At 69.3% G+C, this 14,253-nt stretch carries 18 protein-coding genes and 1 pseudogene; 5 read left to right on the top strand and 14 right to left on the bottom strand.

What is annotated here, in order from left to right:
* Positions 1 to 302: 302 nt before the first annotated feature.
* Positions 303 to 767 (bottom strand): annotated as a pseudogene (locus KDM41_13030) (nuclear transport factor 2 family protein).
* Between the two features lie 176 nt (positions 768 to 943).
* Here KDM41_13030 and KDM41_13025 point away from each other — a divergent pair.
* From KDM41_13025 to KDM41_13010, 4 genes are read left to right on the top strand one after another with little or no spacing between them, the layout of a single operon-like run.
* The gene (locus KDM41_13025) at positions 944 to 1,366 is read left to right on the top strand and encodes a rhodanese-like domain-containing protein (protein MCB1184352.1); all 423 of its coding nucleotides are present in this window, start codon (positions 944 to 946) and stop codon (positions 1,364 to 1,366) included.
* A 46-nt stretch (positions 1,367 to 1,412) separates the two neighbouring features.
* Positions 1,413 to 1,745 (top strand): winged helix-turn-helix transcriptional regulator, encoded by a 333-nt coding sequence (locus KDM41_13020; protein ID MCB1184351.1) that lies wholly within the window; start codon positions 1,413 to 1,415, stop codon positions 1,743 to 1,745.
* Positions 1,742 to 2,227 carry an SRPBCC family protein gene (locus tag KDM41_13015; protein MCB1184350.1) on the top strand — a complete coding sequence of 162 codons (486 nt, stop codon included), beginning with the start codon at positions 1,742 to 1,744 and terminating at the stop codon, positions 2,225 to 2,227. The genes KDM41_13020 and KDM41_13015 overlap by 4 nt, the downstream gene beginning before the upstream one ends.
* A 2-nt stretch (positions 2,228 to 2,229) precedes the next feature.
* Complete coding sequence (locus KDM41_13010; protein ID MCB1184349.1) at positions 2,230 to 2,628, top strand: hypothetical protein; 399 nt, start codon at positions 2,230 to 2,232, stop codon at positions 2,626 to 2,628.
* A 116-nt stretch (positions 2,629 to 2,744) separates the two neighbouring features.
* On the opposite strand, the gene KDM41_13005 is transcribed toward KDM41_13010, so the two are convergent.
* Complete coding sequence (locus KDM41_13005; protein MCB1184348.1) at positions 2,745 to 3,248, bottom strand: hypothetical protein; 504 nt, start codon at positions 3,246 to 3,248, stop codon at positions 2,745 to 2,747.
* 210 nt (positions 3,249 to 3,458) lie between these two features.
* Here KDM41_13005 and KDM41_13000 point away from each other — a divergent pair, with 210 nt between their 5' ends.
* Entirely contained in the window at positions 3,459 to 4,097 is a 639-nt protein-coding gene (locus KDM41_13000; protein ID MCB1184347.1) for an energy transducer TonB, read from the top strand.
* Positions 4,098 to 4,363: 266 nt separating this feature from the next.
* Here KDM41_13000 and atpC read toward each other — a convergent pair whose 3' ends face one another.
* From atpC to KDM41_12940, 12 genes are all read right to left on the bottom strand, one after another.
* Positions 4,364 to 4,777 carry an ATP synthase F1 subunit epsilon gene (atpC, locus tag KDM41_12995; protein MCB1184346.1) on the bottom strand — a complete coding sequence of 138 codons (414 nt, stop codon included), beginning with the start codon at positions 4,775 to 4,777 and terminating at the stop codon, positions 4,364 to 4,366.
* 3 nt (positions 4,778 to 4,780) lie between these two features.
* Entirely contained in the window at positions 4,781 to 6,193 is a 1,413-nt protein-coding gene (gene atpD / locus KDM41_12990; protein MCB1184345.1) for a F0F1 ATP synthase subunit beta, read from the bottom strand.
* 85 nt (positions 6,194 to 6,278) lie between these two features.
* Positions 6,279 to 7,172, bottom strand: coding sequence for an ATP synthase F1 subunit gamma (gene atpG, locus KDM41_12985; GenBank protein MCB1184344.1), 894 nt, complete (start codon positions 7,170 to 7,172; stop codon positions 6,279 to 6,281).
* Positions 7,173 to 7,211: 39 nt separating this feature from the next.
* Positions 7,212 to 8,717 (bottom strand): F0F1 ATP synthase subunit alpha, encoded by a 1,506-nt coding sequence (gene atpA, locus KDM41_12980; GenBank protein MCB1184343.1) that lies wholly within the window; start codon positions 8,715 to 8,717, stop codon positions 7,212 to 7,214.
* A gap of 66 nt (positions 8,718 to 8,783) precedes the next feature.
* Complete coding sequence (gene atpH / locus KDM41_12975) at positions 8,784 to 9,332, bottom strand: ATP synthase F1 subunit delta (protein MCB1184342.1); 549 nt, start codon at positions 9,330 to 9,332, stop codon at positions 8,784 to 8,786.
* Positions 9,325 to 9,816 carry a F0F1 ATP synthase subunit B gene (atpF, locus tag KDM41_12970; protein ID MCB1184341.1) on the bottom strand — a complete coding sequence of 164 codons (492 nt, stop codon included), beginning with the start codon at positions 9,814 to 9,816 and terminating at the stop codon, positions 9,325 to 9,327. The genes atpH and atpF overlap by 8 nt, the downstream gene beginning before the upstream one ends.
* Before the next feature lie 132 nt (positions 9,817 to 9,948).
* Positions 9,949 to 10,179 (bottom strand): ATP synthase F0 subunit C, encoded by a 231-nt coding sequence (locus KDM41_12965; GenBank protein MCB1184340.1) that lies wholly within the window; start codon positions 10,177 to 10,179, stop codon positions 9,949 to 9,951.
* 92 nt (positions 10,180 to 10,271) lie between these two features.
* Positions 10,272 to 11,414, bottom strand: coding sequence for a F0F1 ATP synthase subunit A (locus tag KDM41_12960; GenBank protein ID MCB1184339.1), 1,143 nt, complete (start codon positions 11,412 to 11,414; stop codon positions 10,272 to 10,274).
* Between the two features lie 44 nt (positions 11,415 to 11,458).
* Positions 11,459 to 11,896: a hypothetical protein gene (locus tag KDM41_12955; protein MCB1184338.1), complete on the bottom strand. Its 438-nt coding sequence runs from the start codon at positions 11,894 to 11,896 to the stop codon at positions 11,459 to 11,461.
* 432 nt (positions 11,897 to 12,328) lie between these two features.
* Positions 12,329 to 12,838, bottom strand: a complete 510-nt coding sequence (locus KDM41_12950) for a DinB family protein (protein ID MCB1184337.1) — start codon at positions 12,836 to 12,838, stop codon at positions 12,329 to 12,331.
* A 2-nt stretch (positions 12,839 to 12,840) separates the two neighbouring features.
* A complete protein-coding gene (locus KDM41_12945; protein MCB1184336.1) occupies positions 12,841 to 13,440 on the bottom strand; it encodes a winged helix-turn-helix transcriptional regulator in 600 nt (199 codons plus the stop codon).
* Between the two features lie 186 nt (positions 13,441 to 13,626).
* A partial coding sequence (locus tag KDM41_12940; GenBank protein MCB1184335.1) for a hypothetical protein occupies positions 13,627 to 14,253 on the bottom strand: 627 nt, incomplete at its 5' end.

Here is a 14,253-nt window from a genome sequence, read left to right as displayed (position 1 = left end):
AGGCGCACCTCGAGCCAGTCGCCGCGGATCGAGTCCTCCAGGAACCCCGTCCTGACCCGCGTCACCACGGCCCACTCGCAACCCTCGCCCGGCGACTTCTCGATCTGCAGGCAGGTGTCGGCGCAGTCGCCGGGCACCAGCTTCGTCAGCACGAAGGCCACCACCGCGTCGAGATCGGTGAGCCAGGGCTGGCCCGCGGACTCGAAGCGCACCATGTCCTCGTTCACCGGCCGGAAATCGATCTCCCGCGATGACACCACCTCGGGCCGGCACGGGTCGAACGGCGGCGTGGGCGGACGGCGGTTGCCGTTGTCCATGTCCGAGACGATGAGCCAGCGGGCGTCGTCGCCGCGGCGCAGGGTGAGGGTGAACTTGCCGGCGTCCGGGTCGTCCGGCGCGGCGGCGTAGGCTCCGATGATCGTGGCCAGCTCGCCGTCGATGGTGTACGCGAGGGCCCGCAGCGCGAGGGGCCCGCCGCTGTCGCGGTAGCGTGCGACGATGGCCGCGCGGCCGTGCACCGGCGGGTGGCCGCTGGAGAGCACCCAGCCGTCCGGCGTGAAGAGGGCCGCGAGGGCGTGCTCGTCCTTCGCCGCCCAGGCCTGCTCGTAGTCGGTGAGGACGCGGGCCAGTTCCGGGGGCAGCGTCACCGACGGAGGCATGGTGGGCGCATTCTCGGCGGCAGCGGCAGCGGCCGGGCCGGGCTCGAGACGACCCGGGCCGACGCAGGCCAGGAACAGGAAGACGGCGATGACTCGGCTGGGCTTCATCGGGCACCTCGCTGGCGATAGGGCCGGCGCGCCGGGGCCGCGCGCGTTCTCTCGACCATGCTAGCAGCACGGCGCGGCCGCGCCCACCCCGGAGGGCCGGGTCGCGATCCGGGTGGCCGTCCGGGCGCCTCGTGTTGATCGTATGGTCATCGCCTACCCCCACCCTGGAGGCCCGCATGAAGATCCGGTCCCTGGTCGCGGCCGTGCCCGCCGCTGACGCCGCCGTTGCTCTCGCCCACTTCGAAGCCCGACTCACCTTCGAGACCGACTGCTGGGACGTGCACCACGCCCTGAGCAACGACCGCCGGGACTTCGTGCTCCTGGACGTGCGCAGCGCCGACCTGTTCGCGGCCGGCCACGTGCCGGGCGCCCTTCACCTGAAGCATGCCGAGATCGACGCCAAGCGCATGGCTGCGTGGGCGGACAACACGCTCTTCGTCGTCTACTGCGCGGGCCCACATTGCAACGGCGCGAACAAGGCCGCGGTGAGGCTCGCGCGGCTGGGACGACCGGTCAAGGAGATGATCGGCGGCCTCGAGGGCTGGAAGGACGAGGGGTTCGCCTTGGCCGACGCCGACAACCCCTGGACCCAACCCTGATACTTAGGTATTGACCTAAGTATTTTTCGGGCGTATGCTGTCCGCCATGAACGCCGCCCTCGACACCCTCGACCGGACCTTCCAGGCCCTCGCCCACCCGACCCGTCGGGCGGTGCTGGCGCGCCTGGGTCAGCGTCCGGCCACGGTGTCCGAACTGGCGGAGCCGTTCGACCTGGCGCTGCCCTCGTTCCTGCAGCACCTGCGTCTGCTCGAGTCGGCCGGCCTGGTCACGACCCGCAAGCGCGGGCGCGTCCGGATCGTCCAACTGCGTCCGCAGGCCCTGCAGGAGACCACCCGTTGGCTCGAGGAGCAGCGCCACACCTGGGAACGTCGTCTCGACCGACTGGACGACTACCTGTCCACCATGGAGGACCCATGAGCACCACCCGCCCCGTCATCGATCCGGAACTCGACCTCGTGCTCGAGCGCGTCGTCGACGTCCGTCCCGAGCTCGTCTGGCAGGCCTGGACCCGCCCCGAGCATATCGTGAACTGGTTCACGCCCGACCCCTGGAAGACCATCGCCTGCGAGATCGACCTGCGCCCCGGCGGCGTCTTCTCCACCACCATGCAGTCGCCCGAGGGCGAGACCCAGCCCGCCAACGCCGGCTGCTTCCTCGAGGTGATCGAGAACCGCAAACTCGTCTGGACCGACGCCCTCGGCCCCGGCTACCGCCCCAAGGACGTCGCCTTCATGACGGCCACGATCCTGCTCGAGCCGCACGGCGATGGCGGCACGCGCTACACGGCCATCGCCCAGCACGCCAACCCCGACACGAAACAGCAGCACGCGGAGATGGGGTTCGAGCACGGCTGGGGCACGGTGCTCACGCAGCTCGTCGCCTACGTGAAGGGGTGGTGAGCATGAAGGGAATCAGGATCGCGGCTGCCGTCGCGGGCGGCCTGCTCGCCCTGGTCTTCGCCGGCCTGGGCATCGCGTTCCTCGCGGGCGCCCTGCCCGAGCCGCCGGCGCCGCCCGAGGGCACGCCCATCGCCCACTTCATGACGGCCATGATGCCCACCGGCTACATGACCTTCGTCAAGGTGTGGGAGGTGATCGGGGGTCTGCTGATCGCCTGGCCGCGCACGCGGCGCCTGGGGCTGCTGGTGCTCGGGCCGATCGTGCTGAACATCCTGGCGTTCCACTGGTTCATCGGGGGCACGGCCGGGGTGAACGACCCGATGGTGGCCGCGGTGACGGCGCTGGTGTTGTTCCTGGCGTGGGTGGAACGGGAGGCGTTCCTGCGGTTCGCGAGAGGGTAGACTGATGGGGTGTTCCGCGGCCGGCGTTGCCCAGGCAACACGAAGTCGCGGAACACCGTCCGTGGCCGGCACCCCCGGGCCGGAATCGTGGCGCCGGGGAGGGATCGCGCCCGCCGCTAGAATGCCCCCGCCACCGCCAGGCCCCGCACGAAGTGGCCCTCCCGATCGAACCCGCCCAGCGGCACGACGGTCGGCCCCCGCGAGAGACCGTGATCTTCGCCAGCCCGAGCGGGGCCGTCCCGGCGAGCCAGACCCAGGATCCCCACGGCCGCCGACGCCACCCCCGTCACGATCACCAGCCCTTCGAGACCCACCGTCTCGGTGGCGCCCAGGGCCACCGAACCGGCGCCGAGGCCGAGCCCCAGCACCGCGGTGACGGTCGCCAATTCACCGCGGCCGGCGGGCCCGGCGGCCAGGCCGGCGTAGGAGAGGTTGGCCATGGTCAGGAGCAGGCCCGGCAGGTCTTTGCCGGTGTCGGGTTCCTCGATGGCCACGTCGGCCCGGGCCCGGGGTGCCGCGGCGACGAGAGCCGCGACGAGGGCGACGGTCAGCAGGAACGCGAACGCGCGCCGGCTGGGCCGGAGCGCGGGGCCGGACGCGGATGAGATCGTGTGGATCATGTCGGTGGATCCCCTTCGTCGGTGGGGCGCCCCTGTTCGCGGGCGGTCCGGGAGATACCGCCGACGACGGGTCGGGGTTCCCGCGGCGTCGCGTGCGGGGCGCGCCCTTGACGCCCCCCCGCCCCGTTCCCTATCCCTCATGCGCCCCACCACGCGGTCCTCGACGCGCCCCACCCCGGCGAAGTCCGCCCGTCGCCGAAGGGGCATGACATGACCAACACCCGTCCCGGCTGGGCCGTCGTCTCGGCCAACGACGCCTTCAAGTCCAACTACGAGAGAACATTGCGCTGGTCGGCGCTCGTGGCGCTGGTCGTCGGCGCGCTGCTCGTCTGGTTCTCGCCGCGTTACGAACCCACGCCCTACCGCCTGCGCACGAGCGGGTTCGAGTGGGTCGACGTGCCCGACGACTTCGAGGTCCCGGACGAACCCGAGGTGCTCGCGCCGCCGGTGCTGCCGAAGGAGGTGGTGGCCGTCGACGACGAGGACCCCGACGCGGTCGACCCGCCGGAGTTCCTGCTGATCGACGATCCGCTCCCGCCCCTCGCTCCCGTGGCGCCCGACGACACGGGCTTCGTGGCGAGCAGCGCGCGGCCCGTGCTTCGGATCCAGCCGAAGCCCCACTATCCGGAGGTGGCGCGGCTGGCGCAGGTCGAAGGAACGGTGGTGGTGAAGGTGCTTGTGAACGCCGAGGGGCGCGTGGAAGAAGTCGCGATCGTCAGCGGCGCGCACCCGCTGCTGAACAAGGCGGCGCTCGACGCGGCGCGGCGGTGCGCGTTCGAGCCAGGCCGGCAGCGGGGGGTTCCGGTGCGGGCGTGGGTGGCGGTGCCCTACAACTTTCGGCTGCGGTAGAACGGGCCGGTGCTTCGCGTGTTGGGCTGCGCGGGGTTCCCCCCGGGGGGAATCGGATGTGTGGGGTCCGATTATCCTGCGGTGTCGGCAGGTCAAGGCCGGGAGGGAAAGGTCGGGCGGGTCGATCCGCCCCGCCCTGAGCGGTCGGTACGTGCCGACCCGCCTCCTGTCCGGCAGTCGCCGCCGCTCAACCCACCCCCAAAGAGAAACCGCCGGCCGTCTCGCGACGGCCGGCGGCCATTCCATCCGGGGCGGTCCAAACCCGCCTAGTGCGTATGCCTGCTCGCCGAGATCCGGGCCTGCGCGCGCGAGACGGCCAGGCGGGCGCGTTCGCGGTCGAGGTCCTTCTCCATGGAGGTCAGGCGCTTGCGGGCGCGGTCGAGGGCCTCCTCGGCGCGCGGGACGTCGATCTCGTCGCCCTTCTCGCAGGTGTCGGTCATGAGATTGACGACGTTGTCGCTGATCTCGACGAAGCCGGTGCCCACCGAGAAGTAGCGCGTGCTGCCCGCCTCGTCGATCTTCAGTTCGACCAGGCCGGGCGCCACGGCGCCGACGAGCGGGGCGTGGTTGGCCCACACGCCGATGTAGCCGGCGAGGCCGGGGATCGTGGCGGCGACCGCCTGACCCTCGTACGCCGTCTTGTCCGGCGTGACGATGACGACCTTGAAGCTCTTGGCCATGACCTAACCTTCCGCCTGCATCTTCTCGTAGTTCTCGAGCACTTCCTCGATGGCGCCGCACATGTAGAACGCCTGCTCGGGGATGTGGTCGTACTCGCCGGCCACCAGGCCCTGGAACGAGCGGATCGTGTCCTCGAGCTTCACGTAGCGGCCCTGCATGCCGGTGAAGGTCTCGGCGACGAAGAACGGCTGCGAGAGGAACTTCTGGATCTTCCGCGCGCGCTGCACGATGACCTTGTCCTCGTCGGAGAGCTCGTCCATGCCGAGGATGGCGATGATGTCCTGCAGGTCCTTGTAGCGCTGCAGGATCGTCTGCACCTGGCGGGCCAGGTTGTAGTGCACGTCGCCGAGGATGCCCGGGGTCAGGATCCGGCTGGTGGAGTCGAGGGGATCCACGGCCGGGTAGATGCCGAGCTCGGCGATCTGCCGCGAGAGCACCGTCGTGGCGTCGAGGTGCGAGAACGCGGTCGCCGGCGCCGGGTCGGTGAGGTCGTCGGCGGGCACGTAGATGGCCTGCACCGAGGTGATCGAGCCGCTGCGGGTCGAGGTGATGCGCTCCTGCAGCTGGCCCATCTCCGTGGCCAGGGTCGGCTGGTAGCCCACGGCGCTCGGCATGCGGCCGAGCAGGGCGGACACCTCGGAGCCGGCCTGGGTGAAGCGGAAGATGTTGTCGACGAAGAGGAGCACGTCCTGGTTCATCTCGTCACGGAAGTACTCGGCCATGGTCAGGCCCGAGAGCGCGACGCGGAGGCGGGCTCCCGGCGGCTCGTTCATCTGCCCGAAGACCAGGGCGGTGTTCTCGATGACGCCCGACTCGGTCATCTCGAGCCAGAGGTCGTTGCCCTCGCGCGTGCGCTCGCCCACGCCGCAGAACACGGAGTAGCCGCCGTGCTGCGTGGCGATGGCGTGGATGAGCTCCATCACGATGACCGTCTTGCCCACGCCGGCGCCGCCGAAGAGCCCGATCTTGCCGCCCTTGGCGTAGGGCGCGAGCAGGTCGACGACCTTGATGCCGGTCTCGAAGATCTCGTTGGCCTCGCCCTGGTCGGTGAGGTCCGGCGGGGAGGCGTGGATCGGCGAGGTCTGGTTCGGGTTGGCGAGGTCGCCCTTGCCGTCCAGGGTCTTGCCCAGCAGGTTGAAGAGGCGGCCGAGGCACTGCTCGCCGACGGGCACGCTGATGGGGGCACCGGTGTCGAGGCCCTTCATGCCGCGGACGAGGCCGTCGGTGGAGTCCATGGCGATCGTGCGCACCACGTTGTTGCCGATGTGCTGGGCGACCTCGGTGATCAGGTCGATGCCCTTGTCGGCGTCGGTGATGCGGATGGCGTTCAGGATCTCCGGCAGGTGATCCGAATCGAACTCGAGGTCCACCGTGGGGCCAATGACCTGCTGGACCTTGCCGTAGTTCTCGGCCATTACTCTTTCTCCTTGCTGAGCGACCTTCGCGGTCGGGTTGGGGGCGCTCGCCCCGCTCACTTCAAATCAAAGTTCGATCGGACGTCTAGAGGGCGTTCGCGCCGCCCACGATGTCCAGCAGCTCGGCCGTGATGGCGGCCTGGCGCTCGCGGTTCCGCTGCAGCGTCAGGGCCCCGATCAGCTCGCCGGCGTTCTCCGTGGCCGCGCTCATGCTCGTCATGCGCGCCGCGTGCTCGCTGGTGAACGCCTCGCTGAGGGTCATGAAGACCCGGTTCTTCAGGTACAGGGGCAGCAGGGTCGCGAACATCTCTTCCTGGCTCGGCTCCCAGATGTAGTCCTGGTTCGAGCTGCCCTCTTCGGCGGCCTCGTCGGCGTCGCCCTCGGCGGCCATGGCGTCCGGCGCGATGGGCAGCAGCCCGACGTCGACCGGGGACTGGGTCATGGTGCTGACGAACGACGCGTACACGACCCGCACCTCGTCGACGGTGCGGTCGAGGAAGGCGCCCACCGCGGCGTTGCCGACCCGGTTGCCCCGCTCGCTGTTCGCCTCGCCGCCGAAGTCGTCGTGGCTGGCGAACATGGTGTAGCCCCGCTTGCCGAAGAAGTCGCGGGCCTTCTTGCCGATGGCGTAGACCTGCGTGGCCACGCCCTCGGCGACCGAGGCGTCGACGGCCTTCTGCGCCAGCTTCAGCACGTTCATGTTGTACGAACCGCACAGGCCCTTGTCCGACGTGATGACCAGGTACAGGCGGTTCTGCACCGGGCGCACGTCGAAGAGCGGATGGGCGATGTCGGCCTTGCCCGCCAGCTCGGTCATCAGCTCGGTGAGCTTCTGCGAGTAGGGGCGCGCGGCGAGCATCTTGCCCTGCGAACGCTGCAGCTTGGCCGCCGCGACCATCTTCATGGCCTTGGTGATCTGCTGCGTGTTCTTGACCGAGCGGATCCGCTTGTTGAGTATCTTGACCCCGGCTCCCGCCACGGGTGACCTCCTGGTAATATTACCGGACCGACCGGCGGACTAGCCGCGGGTCCGCTTGAACTCCTCGATCGCGCCCGTCAGGTCGGACACGGTCTGGTCCTCGAGCTTGCCGCTGTCGGCGATGGCGTGCAGCACGCCGCTGTGCTTCTGCTCCATGAACGCGTGGAAGTCGTGCTCCCAGGCGGCCACCTGCGCGACCGGCACGTCGTCCAGGTAGCCCTTGCCGGCGGCGAAGATGATCGCGACCTGCTTCTCGTTGGGCATGGGCACGTACTGGTCCTGCTTGAGGATCTCGACCATGCGCTCGCCGCGGGTCAGCTGCCGCTGGGTGGCCTTGTCGAGGTCGGAGCCGAACTGGGCGAAGGCCTGCAGCTCGCGGTACTGGGCCAGGTCGAGGCGCAGCGAGCCGGCGACCTTCTTCATGGCCTTGGTCTGGGCGGCGCCACCCACACGGGACACCGAGATGCCCACGTTGATGGCCGGACGGATGCCCTGGTAGAACAGGTCGTTCTCCAGGAAGATCTGGCCGTCGGTGATCGAGATGACGTTGGTCGGGATGTAGGCCGACACGTCCGAGGCCTGGGTCTCGATGATGGGCAGGGCCGTCAGCGAGCCGCCGCCGTTCTTCTCGCTCAGCTTCACCGAGCGCTCGAGCAGCCGGCTGTGCAGGTAGAAGACGTCGCCGGGGAAGGCCTCGCGTCCGGGCGGACGGCGCAGCAGCAGCGACATCTGGCGGTAGGCGTTGGCCTGCTTGGAGAGGTCATCGTAGACGACCAGGGTGTCCTTGCCCTGCCACATGAGGTGCTCGGCCATGGTGGTGCCGGTGTAGGGCGCCAGGAAGAGCATGGGGGCCGGGTCGGAGGCGTTGGCGGCGATGATGGTGGTGTACTCCATCGCGCCGTGCTCCTTGAGCTTCTTGGCGACGCCGGCGACGGTCGACTGCTTCTGGCCGACGGCCACGTAGAAGCAGTGCACGCCCTTGCCCTTCTGGTTGATGATCGCGTCGATGGCGATGGCGGTCTTTCCCGTACCGCGGTCGCCGATGATCAGCTCGCGCTGGCCGCGGCCGATGGGGATCATCGAGTCGACGGCCTTCAGGCCGGTCATGAGGGGCTGGCCCACGGGCTGGCGCTCGGTGACGCCGGGGGCCTTCAGCTCGATGGAGCGGGTCTCGGTGCTCGGCACGGGGCCCTCGCCGTCGAGCGGCTGGCCCACGGCGTTCAGCACGCGGCCGATGACGCCGTCGCCGACGGGCACCGAGGCGATGGTGCCGGTGCGGGTGACCTGGTCACCCTCCTTGATCTTCGTGTCCGCGCCGAGGATGGCGACACCGACGGAGTCCTCCTCGAGGTTCAGCACCATGCCGAAGATGTCCCCGGGGAATTTGACCATCTCGCCGGCCATGACGTCCTGCAGGCCGTGGACGCGGGCGATACCATCACCCACCTGAAGGATGGTTCCGACGCTCTCAACCTCGAGGTTGCGGTCGTAGTTGTTCAACTCCTGGGAAAGTACGGAGCTGATCTCTTCAGGCTTGAGTTTCAATGCCCTTACTCCTCGTTGAGTCCCTTGCGTGGCCCGCGCCGCCGTGCGCCGCCGGCCGGGAAGATTCTAGTGAACGCGCGCCTCGCCCAGCTTCTTGCCGAGCAGGTCGAGGTTGGTGCGCACGGTGCCGTCGAGGATCTTGTCCCCCATGGTCACGCAGACGCCGCCGATGACGGCGGGATCGACCTTCTTCTCCAGGATGATGCGCTTGCCGGTGAACGCCGCGAGCTTGCGCTCGAGCGCGGCGGCCAGATCGTCGGGCAGGGAGATCGCGGTGACGACCTTCGCCCGGACGACGCCCATGTCCTCTTCCACGAGCTCGGCGAAGACCTCGCCGATGTCGCGGGTGTTCTCGATGCGGTTGCGGTCGATGAGCAGGAAGAAGAAGTTGAGCAGCACGGGCTCGAGCTTCCCGCCGAAGACCTTCTTCAGCAGGTCCTTCTTCTCCTCGACGCGCACCTGGGGGCTGTCCATGAACGTGACCAGGTCACGGTTCCCCCGGACGACCTCCAGCACCGCCGCGTACGACTCGGCCACCTCGGCCAGCACGCCGGCCTGCTTGGCGGAGATCAGCAGCGCCTCGGCGTAACGGGTCGCGACCTTGCGATCACGCATGGGACCCGCCTCCGCCCAGACTGTCGATGTACTCCTGGATCAGCTTGCGGTGCAGGTCGTCGTTCAGCTTCTCGCCGATGACCTTCTCGGCCGCGCCGATGGCCATGGACACCACGCTGTCGCGCAGTTCGATCTGGGCCTTGTGGCTCTCGATCTCGATGTCCTGCTCGGCCTTGGTCCGGATCTCGTCGGCCGACGTGCGCGCCTTGCCCACGATGCTCTCGGACAGCTCCTCGCCGCGCCGCACCGCCTCCTGGACCTTCTCGCGCTCGATGGCCTTGATGTCGGCCAGCTTGCTCTCGAACTCGCCCTTCAGCGCCTCGGCCTCGGCCAGGTTCTTCTCCGCCGCCGCGTAATCGCCCTCGACCTTGTTGCGACGCTCGTCCAACACGTTGAGGATCGGACCCCAGGCGAACTTCGCCAGGATCAGCACGAAGAAGATGAACCCGAGCGCCGTGGTCAGCAGCTGGGGGAGTTTCGGCATCACCATTTCCATGAAACGTTCCCTTTCGGGGTCGGGTCCCCTGGCGCCGGGGTCGGTCCCCGGAGGACGGCTGGGCCGCCCCCCGGGATCATCCGAGTCAACGCACGCCGGGTTTCCCCGTTCGAGTCGGACTTAACCGAGGTTGCCCATCAGCATGATGGTGGCGACCAGAGCGTAGATCGTCAGGGCCTCGATGAAGGCGCAACCGATGATCATGGCCGTCTGGATCTGACCGATGGCCTCGGGCTGACGACCCATGGCGTTCATGCCGCCCTCGACAGCCTTGCCCAGACCCAGACCCGAGCCGATGGCAGCCATACCCAGACCGATAGGAAGAGCCAGTCCCAGAATGTTCCCGTCCATTGTCTTTCTCCTTTAGTGCGTGCGTTGCACTGTCGAGTTCGCGGGCGGACCCGCGGTTGTCCGGCTCCCCTCAGGATGAAGGGGTGCCGGGATTAATGCCCGTGGGCCTCGTCGTGACCGTGGTCGCCGTGAGGCAGCCACAGGGCAATGTAGACCGTCGCCAGCAGCGTGAAGACCAGCGCCTGGATCGTGCTCGAGAGCAGGCCCAGGAAGTAGAAGGGCAGCTGCAGGGGCAGGCCGGGAATGAATCCCATGGCCGTCTCCGGCAGGAAGCCCAGGAGCGCCTTCATCAGCAGGTAGCCGAGGATGACCATGGTGGCGACGAGCGTGTCCTCGCCGAAGATGTTGCCGAACAGACGCAGCGCCAGGCTGACGGGCTTGATGAGCTCGCCCAGCAGGTGCAGCGGGAAGAGCAGCAGCGAGAAGCCCCAGTCCATGCCCGTCTTCGGCGAACCCGCCATGTGGTGCAGGTAGCCGAGCAGCCCGTTCTCCTTCAGCGCGATGCCCTGCACGTAGAGGAACGTGAGGCCGCCGAGGGCGAAGGTGGTGGCGTTGAAGCTCGAGGTCGCCGCGTGGCCCAGCGGGATGATGCCCGCCAGGTTGTTGCACAGGATGAAGATGAACAGGGTGCCGAGGAACGGCGTGTAGCGCCGGGCGGTGGGCCCGATGATCGCCTGGAAGAGCGAGTACAGCCCGCCGAAGATGATCTCGGCCGCGGCCTGGCGGCGGCCCGGCTTGCGGGCGCTCAGCTGGCGGGCCAGCGCCACGAAGAACAGCGAGAGCAGGATCACGACCGTCAGCGAGTAGATGGGGTCGATGAAGGCCTCGAGGTTGTGGGCGACCGCTTCGGGCACGAAGGGGGCGATCCAGCCGCTGACCAGGTTGTAGAGGTGCGGGATCGAGCTGTGGCCGCCGCCGTGGGCGTCGCCGTGGCCCTCGCCATGACCCTCGGCGCCGTGCATGTCGTCGCCGTGGCCGGTGGCGTGCGGGTCGGCGGCATGCTCGTCGTGGGTGGTGTTGGGCTCGCCGTGACCGGATGTGTGGTCCGCGGTCTGGGCGTCGGTGGCGTGGGTGTCGGTGGCCTGGACGTCGGCGGCGTGGGGGTCGTCGTGCTGGACCGCGCCCGTGGCCGTGTCGTCGCCGTGATCGCGGGCCAGGCTGGCCCCGGACGCAAAAATGACCGCTCCGAGGAGGAGGGCCAGAACCGCGAACTTCTTCGTGCTGAGCTTGTGCATCGTCCCCTCGGTCCGGAATGCCGCCGGGCGGCTTCAAGGTCTCTTTACGACTCGGCGCCTTCGCTGTCGGGCCTTGCCGCGGGACCGGTGCGGTCCACGGGGCCCTGGGTCGCAAGCCTGATCTCTTCCGCACGATGCCGCGCCCCGACGCCGACCAGGACCACGATCAGGATCGTGAAACCGACAGCGTGGCTGAGCGGCGGGAGCGGACGGGAAAATAACACCCAGACCGCTACGGCGTAAACAGCCAATTTGGCCAAAATCCAGAGGATGATGGCGAATTCGTTGCGTTGCGTGCCTGGCGGCACGACGGTCGCCCGCAGCATTCCCTCGAGGGCCCGGAAGCCGGCCACCGCCCAGAGCGCGGTGAGGAAAACCCCCACGCCAAAATCGAACGAAACCGCAAACCACATCACGATTGCTACTACGAGCGCGACCAATATGGTCCACAAGCGGATGTTGGCAAGGACGTTCTGGCGCAAAACGGGTCATCCTCCCCCGGTTTCCGGGGAAAGATGTCTTCGGGGGAGGCGTTGTCAATGTGGGATTGGGGGTTTTTGGGGCGGATTTGTCGGGTGATGGGGTCGGTTTCGTAACGTGTTGAGATCTCAAGTCCTATCGGGGCGCTGGCGGGCCGCTCACGGCCCCGGTTCGTGGGGAGATCCCCCCATGAGCGGCGAATGGACCCCGGCCAACCCCGGGGGAAGGGAGCGGCGGCGTAATTTCGCCGGATGGCACCGCCGCCCGCGGCCGGGCCGCTAGTTGAACGGATTCGGATAGATCGACAGGTAGAGCGGTGCGACGTCGGTGGCGGGCCCGGCGACGCCGCCGGGCCCGGCGATTGCGGCGGACCAAGCGATCGAGGCGGGCCGGGCGACAACGCCGGACCGCGCGACCGTGGCGGGCCGCACCGATCAGGCCAGCGCCCCGTCGTTCCCGTTCACCCGCCGCAACACGCCGAGCTGGCCCGTGTGGTACGCCTCGTGGAAGACGACCCCCGCGAGGAGCGAGCCCACCGTCTCGTCCGGATCGTTGCCCGGGCTGTAGGGCGCCGGGGCGCCGAGCAGTTCGGGCGTGAGCTCGTCGAGGCCGGCCCGCAGCAACGGCACGGTGGCGCCGAAGTCGGCCATCATCTCGGACAGCGGCACCGCCCCCTCGCTCTCGGCGCTCATGGGCTCGGAGCCGCGCACGTAGCGGTCGTACTTGTCCAGGTCGAAGGGGCAGGTCTGGCCGAGCATGGCCACCGTGGCCCCCCGCGCCTGCACGATGTGCCCGGCCACCCAGTTGGCGCAGTTGCCGGCGGGCTCGGGCGCGCGGAAGGCGTCGGCGTCGGACACGTCGGCGAGGTTCGCGTTGAAGACGTAGGTCGTGTAGGAGAACTGGATGCCCAGGGTGCGGGCGAAGGTCTCGATGTGCATGGACATGGCTATTCCCTTTCGGGGGTCGGGTCGGTGGTGGTCGAGTTCGGATGCGGGGTCGAGTTCGTGGTCGTGGTCGGGCCGGGCGCGGCGTCGGCGTGGGCGCCGGCCGGGTCGGTGGCCGGACTGGTGGACGGGCCGGACGCCACTCCGTCAGTGGGGCCGGCGGGCGCCCCGGCCACCCTGGCGATGGCCGCCATGATGCGGGCGAAGGCCGCGCGGTCGTCGGGCCCGAGGGCCGTGTCGAGGGCGGCCTCGACCTCCTCGAGCTGGCCGCGGATGCGGGCGGCGACGGCGCGGCCCGCGTCGGTCAGGTCGACGAGGAAGGAGCGCCGGTCGTCGGGGTTCGGGGTGCGGGCGGCGAGTCCCGCCTGCTCGAGGCGGTCGAGCATGCCGGTGAGGGTCGACTTGTTGTGGCCGAAGACCGCCACCAGCCGCCCGATGGTCACCGGCGCGTAGCTGCCGAGGTAGCTCACGAGGTGGCTCTCGGTGGGCGGCGCCCCCACCGCCTCGCTGCGCGCGCGCAGGTGGTCGGCAAGCTGGCGCGAGACCCGGTGCCAGGGACTGAGGTAGCGGAGGGGTGGGTAGTTCGGTTTTGGATTGTTCATGATCGTACTATAATCGTGACTGGGTCGGGGCGCAAGTTCCCCCCGGGGGGAATTGGACCTTGGGGTCTCTATTTTGAGAAGGGCCGTCGCCGACGAAATCTAACTTGCTTAATTACAATCATATATATGTTTGGTATACCGTATACAGCAAACCCGAGATGCTGATCAGCCCCCAGGCAGGCGCCCCTACTCCCCACCCAGCACACCCGGCACCCCCTCCAGCGGGTAGGGCCCGAACACCTCCTGCCGCCCCGTCCGCCACTCGCGGCCTCGCCGCGCGTCGGCCGGGTGCTCGACCAGGATGTGGATGTCGGCGGCGTCCGGCGGGAAGAGCCAGACCACCGCGGCGCCCGGGGCTAGCTCGCGGAACTGGGCCGAGCCGAGGGAGACCATGGCGCCGAGGGGGTCGGTGGGGATGGGGCCCAGGTGGGGCGCGGCGCGGAGCACGCCGGCGGGACCGGGCGGCATCACGATGCGGCGGGCGACCACGGTCGCGGTGAGGTCGAGGGCCCCGAGGTCGATGCCCGTGGCGGTGGCGGCGGGCAGGTCGGGGCCGGCGAGGACGAGCAGGTCGACGCCGATCCCGGCGAGGATGCGGACCCCGCGGAGTTCGCCGGGCAGGGGCCGGGTGAAGTGGCCGTCGGGCGTGACGCGGGCCCAGATGTCGCGGGGGGTGCCGTCGGCGTCGCGGACGGAGGCGACGACGCTGAGGTCGCGGCCGTCGGCGCCGGCCGGGAGCAGGAGGCGGCCGGTGAGGGTGGGATCGGGTGCCGTCGCGGGGCTTGTCGCGGCGGCGAAGGTGGGTTCGGCCGC

The organism is bacterium (assembly GCA_020440705.1).
Classification (GTDB): domain Bacteria; phylum Krumholzibacteriota; class Krumholzibacteriia; order LZORAL124-64-63; family LZORAL124-64-63; genus JAGRNP01.
The sequence above is the reverse complement of the archived record's forward strand: the minus strand, read 5'-3'. Positions and strand labels throughout refer to the sequence as shown.

Bases quoted from the DNA above. Each gene is read 5' to 3' on its own strand.
- KDM41_13025 (MCB1184352.1), top strand. From the start codon at position 944: ATGAAGATCCGGTCCCTGGTCGCGGCCGTGCCCGCCGCTGACGCCGCC.
- KDM41_13020 (MCB1184351.1), top strand. From the start codon at position 1,413: ATGAACGCCGCCCTCGACACCCTCGACCGGACCTTCCAGGCCCTCGCC.
- KDM41_13015 (MCB1184350.1), top strand. From the start codon at position 1,742: ATGAGCACCACCCGCCCCGTCATCGATCCGGAACTCGACCTCGTGCTC.
- KDM41_13010 (MCB1184349.1), top strand. From the start codon at position 2,230: ATGAAGGGAATCAGGATCGCGGCTGCCGTCGCGGGCGGCCTGCTCGCC.
- KDM41_13005 (MCB1184348.1), bottom strand. From the start codon at position 3,248: ATGATCCACACGATCTCATCCGCGTCCGGCCCCGCGCTCCGGCCCAGC.
- KDM41_13000 (MCB1184347.1), top strand. From the start codon at position 3,459: ATGACCAACACCCGTCCCGGCTGGGCCGTCGTCTCGGCCAACGACGCC.
- atpC (MCB1184346.1), bottom strand. From the start codon at position 4,777: ATGGCCAAGAGCTTCAAGGTCGTCATCGTCACGCCGGACAAGACGGCG.
- atpD (MCB1184345.1), bottom strand. From the start codon at position 6,193: ATGGCCGAGAACTACGGCAAGGTCCAGCAGGTCATTGGCCCCACGGTG.
- atpH (MCB1184342.1), bottom strand. From the start codon at position 9,332: ATGCGTGATCGCAAGGTCGCGACCCGTTACGCCGAGGCGCTGCTGATC.
- atpF (MCB1184341.1), bottom strand. From the start codon at position 9,816: ATGCCGAAACTCCCCCAGCTGCTGACCACGGCGCTCGGGTTCATCTTC.
- KDM41_12965 (MCB1184340.1), bottom strand. From the start codon at position 10,179: ATGGACGGGAACATTCTGGGACTGGCTCTTCCTATCGGTCTGGGTATG.
- KDM41_12960 (MCB1184339.1), bottom strand. From the start codon at position 11,414: ATGCACAAGCTCAGCACGAAGAAGTTCGCGGTTCTGGCCCTCCTCCTC.
- KDM41_12950 (MCB1184337.1), bottom strand. From the start codon at position 12,838: ATGTCCATGCACATCGAGACCTTCGCCCGCACCCTGGGCATCCAGTTC.
- KDM41_12945 (MCB1184336.1), bottom strand. From the start codon at position 13,440: ATGAACAATCCAAAACCGAACTACCCACCCCTCCGCTACCTCAGTCCC.